Below are 9001 nucleotides of genomic sequence, written 5' to 3'. Positions count from 1 at the left end.
GTAGAGCTCCGGGTATTAGGGTGTAAGCTTGAGAATAACGTTGAAATAAATATTAATTACTGAAGAATTCTCAATGTATAATATCATGCTTATGAAATAAATTGAAGAGATCAACAAAGCACGACGACACTATCTCCACACTCTACTTGTTGAGGGGGACTTTCTCATACAGTCATTTTATTCGATATTGTACTTAAAGCACTCCTCTTCACCAAATCCCAATGGCTACGGTTTGGTTGCCGGTTTTGATTTAAATAGTGATAGACTAAACGTTGATGTTATTAGCAAGGATGGTGAAATTATTGCCAAAAAGACGTGGTGTTATTCAGATGTTACTAGACCGGTTTTCCTAAAGGGAAAGCTATGGCTTTGCGTTTGAATGCTCTATCACAAGCTCTTAATTTCCTATCAAGGATTGGCGTTGATTATGTTGTATTTGAGGACTTGTTCCTAGTAAAGAGGAGGAAGTTCATTAGGAGTAAGAGCGGTAATAGGAATATGACGCGTTTTGCTAAGAGGCAATTGTTAATCCACGGTGTTGTTAAAGCACTTAGGTTGAGTTTCGACGTTGTGTTAGTTAATCCAAAGGGTACTACAAATTCTGAGGGACATGATAGGATGATGAGGGAGAAGGGTTTTGATAGGCATACAGCCTCAGCTTTCTTAATAGCCTTAAAGGGATTAGGAATGTTGAATGATATCAAATGACATAAAATTCACGGTTTATCGGAAACTGTTGACAGCGGCAAAGTATCTTTTAACTCATTATTTAATTCTTGGAAAATTTATTATTGCGGGATTTAGTAGAGTATCGTATGAGGCTTGAGGAGCTGTATAATGTACAATCGTTAGATGAGTGGGAGCTTCTTTTGGATGAGGCTATTAAGAATAGGGACAAGGTCGCTATTGTAGTACTTACTGATTATTTGAGGTGGATTCCTAAAGATTTTTCTCCTAAATTCCCGAATGTAAGGGAATACATGCAGCACGTTAAATACCTAATTGATAATTGTAATGATTTGGTGGAGGATTGGTTGAATATTCATTCATGTGAGGAATTAAGAGAGTCGTGTAATTTTAATATTGAAGGGAAGAGAAGCTCCTTTATTCCAATAGATGATAAGGAATTAATACGTTATATAGCTAAAGGATGTGGAATCTTTTGGCTAGTATGAAGTTCTCTCCATCAATATGGATACCAGTTTTACAAAAGTTCTATAAGTCCTTAGAGATACCAGTAGTCATTTATGGGTCTCAAATAATATATGTAAACTTAGGAATAGCATTTGAGAGTAAGGATATAGACTTACTAATATATGACGTTTATCCGCACACTGTTTTCGTTAATGCATATAGGAAGGCATTTAGTGAGGAAAACATAAGAATAGAAGTTTTCGTTAAAAATAGAGAAACAATTTATCACTTATTTACTAAATACGGAGTTTCAATAGAGATTTTTGCTCCACCTAAAGAGGAGTCGCCGTTAACTCTATTTGCTGACGAGATTTTATTTAAGGAAAGAGACGGTATATCATACTGGACATTAAGTTTGGAAGCGTACGCTGTGATTCAAGCCAATAGAAAGGAAGGTAAGAGAGATATTGATGTAAGTAGATTTAGGCTTATAAAAGACCAGATTAATTGGGATAAGGTAATTACTCTAGGCAGAAAAATGAATATAGAAAGAGTTAAAGAATTTATTAAATTAGTTAATTCATCCACTTAAAAAACGAATTTTTCTTTCGGAAGGAATATAATAATTTTCCGACTTATTTTGATACAATATTAATCTAATTGTATTATTAGTGTTGGTATCTTTTAATTGAGCTAACTTGTTATAAGTTCAGTTTTTCTCTAATATAGCTAAAACATTTAATTTGATTGTATAGCTGAGTGTGGAGATAGTGTCGTCGTTAAGTTATTTATATTTGTATAACGAGTATTACTTATGGGTAGGAAGCTTGTATTTAGGCAAGACGTTTCTTGTCCCTCTTGTGGTAGTCATCACGTTGTTAAGTGTGGTAGGCCTTTGGGTAGGCAGAAGTATTTGTGTAGGGATTGTGGTAAGCACTTCTTGGGTGATGCTACTTACCGTTCTAGGAAGTTGAGGGAAGAGGCTTTGAAAATACTAATGGTATGAGGGCTATTTTTAGGCTTAACGTACCTCTTGGTACTGTTTTCACTTAGATTAAGCGTTATGGTAGGAAAAAGTATGAGAAGTTGGTTGAGTTGTGGGGTAGGGCTGAGGATTCAGTTAAGGGTAAGGTTGTTGCTAAGGTTGTTGATGAGATGTGGACTTACTTGTACAAGAATACTAGGGCTTTTTACAAGTGGGTTTTCACTTGTTACGTGTACACGAAGCTGGGAGTTTACCTCATTTTGGGGGATAGGGATGAGAGTACTTTCCTTGAGGTCAAAAAGTATTTGCCTGAAGAGGGTAGATGGGTGAGCGATGATTATAACTTGTCTGGTTGAAAGACCACACGGTAGTCTCGCCGGTTAACCCTAACGAGTCCTTTCATTCCTCATTAAGGGATAGGCTAATTAGATTCAAGAGGGCAACGAAGGCAGTAAATAGGAGCATTCGTAGCATGATGTACTCCATAGCCCTAGTCTTAACGAAGAGAAGGTTAAATCCCAGAATTTGTAGCTTAACGATGACACTATCACCACACTCACTTTTCCATACTAATCCTCTTTAATGCATCTTCATCAGCCCTCATTGCAATTTTCGTATTAGTTAAAGTAAGAATGAGGTCGTTTAAGTCTGTAGGCCTATGCGTTGCTAGAATAGTGCCTATTCCCCTAACCCTTCCAAGCCTCATGATCTTATTAATTAACCTCTTAAGAGGGGTGTGCCCGTAGCGGAATTAAAAGTAAGGAAAAGTTGTGCCACGGGGTAAACACTCTACTAAAAGAAATTGTCTTAATATTTTCCAAGCTATAGGTAATAGGTTCGCTAATTGCTTTCAGCATCACTATGGGAAGTTTTCATTTATCACCAAGGTTCTTTGCTTTTGCTTTTTACGCATTGTATAACTTTATCTATATCTACATCAATTCCGTAAGTAGAAATAAATTTCTTAAACTTCTGTAACACTTTTTCTAGTCTTTTTATAGCAGCGTCGCTTATTCCGGGCCAGTCTATGTATTCCGGTTTTATTCCCACAATATACGCCTCTTTAGGTCTGTTATTAGATCTTGCAGATAAAGATAATACTTGCAACGGAGTTAATCTATGCGGATCTGTTATCTCTACGAAATCGGCTTTGTCTAAATCGACTTTAAATATTCCTTCCTCCTCATCCATTTGCACAATGTCTATAAAAAATACTATGTCTCCGTTTTCTATTGCCGAGAGAGCTAGAAAGCCGTTAGCACCGGCATCAAATGCAGGCAAGCCAAGTTCTTCCATACAAGCCGCAGTTAATGAACCAACCGCATCGTCTCCGTAAAGCCTATTTCCTAGACCTATGATTTTAATAGACAATTTACCTTATCCTCCACCTTAGCATTAAGCTTTGCAATATTTTCGTCATTATAATCCCCCCTAAAATATAAGGCGTATACTTTGTTCACTACTGAGAAGATTAGAAGGCCGTAAGCTACGTCTTCTAAATAATACCTGCCATCTAATCCAGGTCTTAATAATTCTAACATTTCCCACCTATCTGTAGTCTCAAGAATTATTTCCTTCTCACTTATACCTTCTGGGGCATATCTACTACTTCCTACCAATAATACTTTTTCTGGAGATAACTTTCTTACCTCCTCTGCTGCGGCTATAGGATCCGTACCGAGGTCTAGGACAAAATCCTTGCCTTTCCACATCTCGTAAACTTTCTCTACAACTAACCCATCGGGTGTCGCAGAAAAAGGTATAAAACCCACAACTAACTTCATTTATTACCAGCCCGTATTTTTCTTATCAAATCTAAGAGGTCTTTTGCCTCATATTCCTCAAGCATTTTATCCAAATTAACCTCCTCAGGGGTTGTCTTTATGTCGTAAATTATTGAGAGTAATTCTTGTTTTATGGGTCTTGTTATTTCTTCTTTAATTGCGTCCTTAAAAGCTAACAATTCTAGGACAAGTTTTATTATTTCGCTCATTTTACATCACTAGCATATTCTAGGTACGATATCTCCTGTGGGCATTTCTAATATTTTTGCTCCCCCTACAGCAGTCTTTGCAACAACTATTCCTTTCTCGCTTTTAGGTTCAACTACATATCCAATGCTTGCAGGCTCAAATCCTAAGCTTTTTAGGGTTTCCAGAACGTCGTCCTCAACGTTACTATCTACTGCCAGTACGCCAACGCCTTCACTGGCTAGATTCAACGGATCCAGTCCGGTAACTTCAGTTATGGCTTTAACGTCCTCTAATACTGGGACTTTTGCTTCTTCAATTACTATTACGTTACCGGTTAACTGTGCCCACTCGTTTAATGTAGCAGCTAATCCACCTCTTGTAGGGTCTCTAGCAGCGTGAACATAGCCTTTAAACTTACTGAACACCTCAAGTAATTCGAACAATGGTCTTACGTCGCTTTTAAGGTTTGTAGATATGTTGTATTGTATTGCGGCAATTACTGCACCGTGAACTCCTACAGGCCCGGTAACTATTATTTTATCTCCAGGTTTTATAGCATCTACTATAGGACTTCCAGTTTCGACAACTCCTAAGCCGACTGTATTTATTATGATAGAATTCTTCATAGTCGTTTCTTCAATTACCTTAAAGTCTCCACCCACCAGAGGAATATTATATTTTTTTAATAATTCTATCATAGATCCAGTAATCTTTTCAAGGTCGTCAATCGGAAATCCTTCAGAAACTATAATTGAGTCCAACATGGCTATTGGCTTGGCTCCCATCATTATTACGTCATTTAAGGTACCAGAGACTGCAAGATATCCTATATCTCCACCTGGAAAGAAATAGGGATTTACAGTATGGGAATCTGTGGCAACTACTAGGTTATTTTGGAGAACTGCTCCGTCGTCTGGATAATCAATTCCCACCCCTCCTTTTACCCTCTTTAGCTCTAGTGGAAGTCTAGAAAAGAAGAGCCTCTGCAATAGTTGCTGAGTTTCTTTACCTCCATTACCATGAGAAATCTGTATCTTATTATATGACATAATTCATCAACTCTCTAAAATTTTCATAGCTTCTTTGAAGAACTCATCAGCGGCTTTTTTCGCTTCCTCTTCAGATTTGCCCATGATTTCCTCAGTTCTCTGAATTTCTTCCGCTATGAATTTTAAATTCTCTATAACTCCTTCCTTAGATAATTTTTCTATTATAACTCCAGCATGCACCATTACGTAATCTCCGGGTTTAACGTTATCCACACCAATTGCGACCTTCTTTATAGTCCCTCCGCCTAAATCTACTTCAGCTATCACGTCTGAATCAATAGCTACTACCTTTGCGGGAATTGCCCAACACATCTTATTTCACCTCCGAAACAATTTTAGTAATCCTTTCCGTAGAGCCGAATCTGGCCCAAACTGCACACGCTCCTTCCATGGACACCATACACGGCCCCCAAGGCATTGCAGGAGTACAGGCTTTCATAAACATAGGACAGTCTGTAGGGTAGGCAATACCTAAGGTTACCTCATTACATCTGCATCCAGGAGGCAAATCGTAATCCCACGGCTTTTCTTTTATACCTAATTGTTCCCTTGCGTTGTACATGGAATACTCCTCTCTTAAATCCAAACCGCTCTTCGGTATGGTACCTATACCTCTCCATATTGCATCGACTTGTTTGAAGACCTTATTTATTTCAACTTGCGCAAACACGTTTCCTTGATATTTTACTACTCTTTTGTATTCTAGGTTAGTGTAAGTTATATCTCCTGAATGCAAGTCTTGGAGTATTTTTAGAACTCCAGCTAAGACATCTATTGGTTCGAAGCCAGTAACTACCGCTGGTATTTTGTATTCCCTAGGGAAAAGTCCCAGCTAATGGCACCAATTATGCTAGAAACATGACCTGGACCAATAACTCCAGAAAAAATAGTAGTATCTGGTGGAGCGTCAGTTAATGAATATATACTGAAAGGTATGATAGAAAATTCAGAAGGAGTCGAAATACTTACTCGATCTAAAGTACCTCTTGGAGATGGAGGAATAACATTGGGACAAGTTTATTACATCAATGAGGAAAAATGAAAGTCGTAATAGGAGTAGGAAATGCTTTTATGAAAGACGATGGTTGCGGAAGCTTAGTAGCCCAAGCATTAGACGGGTTAATTCCAATAGATGTTAAAGACTTGGGAATGGGAAGTTTATCTATCATAGATGATATAAGGGATTATGATGAAATAATCATTATTGATGCATCGGATATAGATAGTGACGTAGAAGTTTTTGAAATAAAAACTGAATTAGAAGATGAAATTCCTCAAGCAGTGATTTCAATGTCTTTAGGCGGCTCTCACTCCATGTCTATGAGAGATATACTCACAATCTTAAATTCTGATGGTAAAAATAGAAAAATGATTGTAATAGGCTGCAGCCAAAGGAAATCAATGTAGAATATGGTTTGAGCGAAGAAAGGATTAAAAACGGATTAAAAGTAATAAAAAAATTGAAAGGATTTATAGACTTTGACGTGGACGAGGCAAAGAAACGATTTCTTTCTACCATGAGAGAAATCACAAGCCAATATTGAGGTAATAAACTTAGAGAAAGCGAATAACATTTATATTCTATTTGAAATCGCTTTGATTACACTAGCCAAAGTCTTTACTTCACGTAGGTTCATTCTTTCCTCATGAAAGCAATCAGTATGCAATTTCCATGCGGCCTTCCAGATATCTTTTAGCTCAACTTTCTTTTTAACGACTTTAAACAAAAGTTCAGATTCCCAATAGTTTTTTGTGTTTACCTGATTTAATATTTCACTCATATTATCTACAATAGCTATATACTTTAGAAAATCCTCTGTGGCTTTGTAATATTTTTCACAAGCATCAACTAAATCTCCCTTATTCAAAAACTCATCAGCCTCCTCCAAATATTTAAGAATTAAATTTCTCATTTGCAAGGTTGACAAGTTCAACCACATCTTGCCTATACATTTTTATTAATTCTGCATCAAGCTCTTTCCTTGCAGTGTAAAGTAATGAAGCCCCCGCCCAATAAGAGATTATATTATCTCCTAAAATTTCAGCAAGCTTAGTTACTAAATCCTCTATATTATCACCGTGAATGTCGTATTTGTATGCTAAGAGTATTATGGCCTCTCTTGCAGCTTTGTAATATTTTTCACAAGCATCAACTAAATCTCCCTTATTCAAAAACTCATCAGCCTCCTCCAAATATATTTCTGCCGAGGTTCTAATTAACATCAAGTAGTATATTTGCCTACTTACCTTAAAATAAATAATGGAGATCGGCAACCTAGGATTGCAAAAATAAGAGTTACGGTTAAGATGGACAATCATGATATCGCAAAGCCTTTATGATTGATTTTCTTCGTTAGGCTGGATTACTCTAACCCCTACATTAAACATTTGTTTAATTACGTATTCAACTAGCCTGATATTTACACCTTTCTGCCCTATGAAGCCTCCGGACTCTTCCTTTAATCTCACTACGAGCTCGTTACCTTGAAAATCTACACTATCAACGTGCTTAACTACCCAAGGTAAAGGATGCACCGCACTTATTATATCCTTAAAGTCTAGTTTTAACTCCACTACCCTAACCTTCATCTTAGTATCGCTCTCTATTCCGTTAATCCTTTCTCCGCTTTTACCTATTACTCTACTCGCGTTGCCTTCCTTTACTACTATCAATGCGTCTGGGACGTGCTCTGAGGTTATATTAAGCTTTTTCTCTTCTATAAGAATTCAACGACAGTTATTATATCAGCATCTGGAGCTAGTAAGTGCGTTAAGTAATTCCTCATAGCCATTACTTATAGGTTTAAATGACCCAAGTATATGATAATTTTTGAAGAAGGATTTTTGAGGCTAACTCATCGTGCACGTGTCCCCGTGCACTCGTGAATTTTGATCATCGTGCACGTATCCCCGTGCACTCCCAATTAATAACTTGTGTGGAGAAATATTTAAGCTTACACGTGGTCGATTTCTTTTTTATCCGTAGTTGAATTCTCTAAATAATGACTAAAAATGAGATTCACATAGCAATTGATGAGGCAGGAAATCCAAATGATGAAAAACCGTTTATAATTTCAGCAGTTTTAATTAACGATATAAACTATTACCTAAATTTATACGAGGAAGCAATAAAGGATGTACAAAGGCTCACGGGCAAGAATATAAAATATTTTAAATGGTCGGAAGATTCACCTAAACAATTCAAGTTAGGAAAGGACGTTAAAGGAATTTTTGTAAACAAGGTATTAAAGAACCTGACGGGAATCTCATTAATTATAAGGAAGGTAAATGAAACAAAATTAAGTAATTGCTCGGCAAAAATTTACGGAGAGATATTAGGCTTACATTTAAGGAAATACGTAGCGAGCAAGAGCGTCGTTGTTCATTATGATAGAACTCCGATATTGAGAGAAAGCGATAAACAATACATTACCATTAATTTTCCTAAATGGACTCTAGCTAAAGTCCTTAGACTCGATTTTACCGGACATGACAAATGCAAATTAATTCATTCGGCAGATTATATCTCAGGTATAGTAAGAGAGCATATAATGAAGGATGAACTTAAAGAAGAATATAGACAAAAGGTGGAAGAATATATTAATGTTGTAATCAAAAATTTCAAATTAAAGGAGGTAAACATTAAAGATTATGAGTAATCAGAAAGTGACGTAGTATTTATCATAATTTATAAATTTAAGATATCATAATTAACTATGTCATCCGCGGGCGGGAAATACCTATATAGGTTTATTAGTCGAGGAGAGTAATACTCTCCTCGGCTGGGGAAACATGGTCGAGCGGGAAATTGAAGCGAAATCTTCGGCAAGAGGCGTGACAAACCCCTACCATCGGACTGA

The 9001-nt window shown here is 36.8% G+C and carries 14 protein-coding genes and 3 pseudogenes; 7 read left to right on the top strand and 10 right to left on the bottom strand.

The genetic code is table 11. The features are described 5' to 3' along the window. Positions 1–187: 187 nt before the first annotated feature. The 4 genes and pseudogenes from WIW52_RS00255 to WIW52_RS00240 all read left to right on the top strand — a co-directional run. Positions 188–708, top strand: a pseudogene (locus WIW52_RS00255) (hypothetical protein); the annotation flags it as partial. Between the two features lie 107 nt (positions 709–815). Further along, entirely contained in the window at positions 816–1175 is a 360-nt protein-coding gene (locus WIW52_RS00250; protein ID WP_337707817.1) for a hypothetical protein, read from the top strand. Beyond that, positions 1172–1726, top strand: coding sequence for a hypothetical protein (locus WIW52_RS00245; RefSeq protein WP_337707820.1), 555 nt, complete (start codon positions 1172–1174; stop codon positions 1724–1726). The genes WIW52_RS00250 and WIW52_RS00245 overlap by 4 nt, the downstream gene beginning before the upstream one ends. Before the next feature lie 222 nt (positions 1727–1948). Continuing rightward, positions 1949–2655 (top strand): annotated as a pseudogene (locus tag WIW52_RS00240) (IS1/IS1595 family N-terminal zinc-binding domain-containing protein). A 23-nt stretch (positions 2656–2678) separates the two neighbouring features. Here WIW52_RS00240 and WIW52_RS11240 read toward each other — a convergent pair. The 7 genes and pseudogenes from WIW52_RS11240 to WIW52_RS00205 form a co-directional block, all read right to left on the bottom strand. Continuing rightward, positions 2679–2852: pseudogene (locus WIW52_RS11240) on the bottom strand (ATP-binding protein); the annotation flags it as partial. 146 nt (positions 2853–2998) lie between these two features. Further along, on the bottom strand, positions 2999–3490 hold the full coding sequence (locus WIW52_RS00230; RefSeq protein WP_337707815.1) for a hydrogenase maturation protease: 492 nt from the start codon (positions 3488–3490) through the stop codon (positions 2999–3001). Next, entirely contained in the window at positions 3472–3903 is a 432-nt protein-coding gene (locus WIW52_RS00225; protein WP_337707813.1) for a hypothetical protein, read from the bottom strand. Before WIW52_RS00225 ends, WIW52_RS00230 begins: the two co-directional genes overlap by 19 nt. Continuing rightward, positions 3900–4112, bottom strand: coding sequence for a hypothetical protein (locus WIW52_RS00220; protein ID WP_337707812.1), 213 nt, complete (start codon positions 4110–4112; stop codon positions 3900–3902). Before WIW52_RS00220 ends, WIW52_RS00225 begins: the two co-directional genes overlap by 4 nt. 9 nt (positions 4113–4121) lie before the next feature. Next, positions 4122–5141, bottom strand: a complete 1020-nt coding sequence (gene hypE / locus WIW52_RS00215) for a hydrogenase expression/formation protein HypE (protein WP_337707811.1) — start codon at positions 5139–5141, stop codon at positions 4122–4124. Positions 5142–5147: 6 nt separating this feature from the next. Further along, entirely contained in the window at positions 5148–5453 is a 306-nt protein-coding gene (locus WIW52_RS00210; RefSeq protein ID WP_337707809.1) for a HypC/HybG/HupF family hydrogenase formation chaperone, read from the bottom strand. A 1-nt stretch (position 5454) separates the two neighbouring features. Then, positions 5455–5916: a hypothetical protein gene (locus WIW52_RS00205; RefSeq protein ID WP_337707819.1), complete on the bottom strand. Its 462-nt coding sequence runs from the start codon at positions 5914–5916 to the stop codon at positions 5455–5457. 159 nt (positions 5917–6075) lie between these two features. Between WIW52_RS00205 and WIW52_RS11235 the strand changes: the two genes are divergently transcribed. Further along, positions 6076–6183, top strand: a complete 108-nt coding sequence (locus WIW52_RS11235; protein WP_443295332.1) for a hypothetical protein — start codon at positions 6076–6078, stop codon at positions 6181–6183. Continuing rightward, positions 6180–6548 (top strand): hydrogenase maturation protease, encoded by a 369-nt coding sequence (locus WIW52_RS00200; protein WP_337707807.1) that lies wholly within the window; start codon positions 6180–6182, stop codon positions 6546–6548. The genes WIW52_RS11235 and WIW52_RS00200 overlap by 4 nt, the downstream gene beginning before the upstream one ends. A 167-nt stretch (positions 6549–6715) precedes the next feature. Here the strand turns inward: WIW52_RS00200 and WIW52_RS00195 are convergent, their stop codons facing one another. From WIW52_RS00195 to WIW52_RS00185, 3 genes are all read right to left on the bottom strand, one after another. Next, a complete protein-coding gene (locus WIW52_RS00195; protein ID WP_337707806.1) occupies positions 6716–7030 on the bottom strand; it encodes a PaREP1 family protein in 315 nt (104 codons plus the stop codon). Positions 7031–7034: 4 nt separating this feature from the next. Next, positions 7035–7364, bottom strand: coding sequence for a PaREP1 family protein (locus tag WIW52_RS00190; protein WP_337707805.1), 330 nt, complete (start codon positions 7362–7364; stop codon positions 7035–7037). Between the two features lie 111 nt (positions 7365–7475). Beyond that, positions 7476–7814: a KH domain-containing protein gene (locus WIW52_RS00185; RefSeq protein ID WP_337707804.1), complete on the bottom strand. Its 339-nt coding sequence runs from the start codon at positions 7812–7814 to the stop codon at positions 7476–7478. Between the two features lie 329 nt (positions 7815–8143). Between WIW52_RS00185 and WIW52_RS00180 the strand changes: the two genes are divergently transcribed. Continuing rightward, positions 8144–8800, top strand: a complete 657-nt coding sequence (locus tag WIW52_RS00180; RefSeq protein ID WP_337707802.1) for a hypothetical protein — start codon at positions 8144–8146, stop codon at positions 8798–8800. Positions 8801–9001 lie beyond the last annotated feature (201 nt).

The sequence above is a fragment of the Stygiolobus sp. RP850M genome (assembly GCF_037389295.1).
Classification (GTDB): domain Archaea; phylum Thermoproteota; class Thermoprotei_A; order Sulfolobales; family Sulfolobaceae; genus Stygiolobus.
Note: the sequence above shows the minus strand (reverse complement) of the source record. Positions and strands in the feature narration are given on the sequence as shown.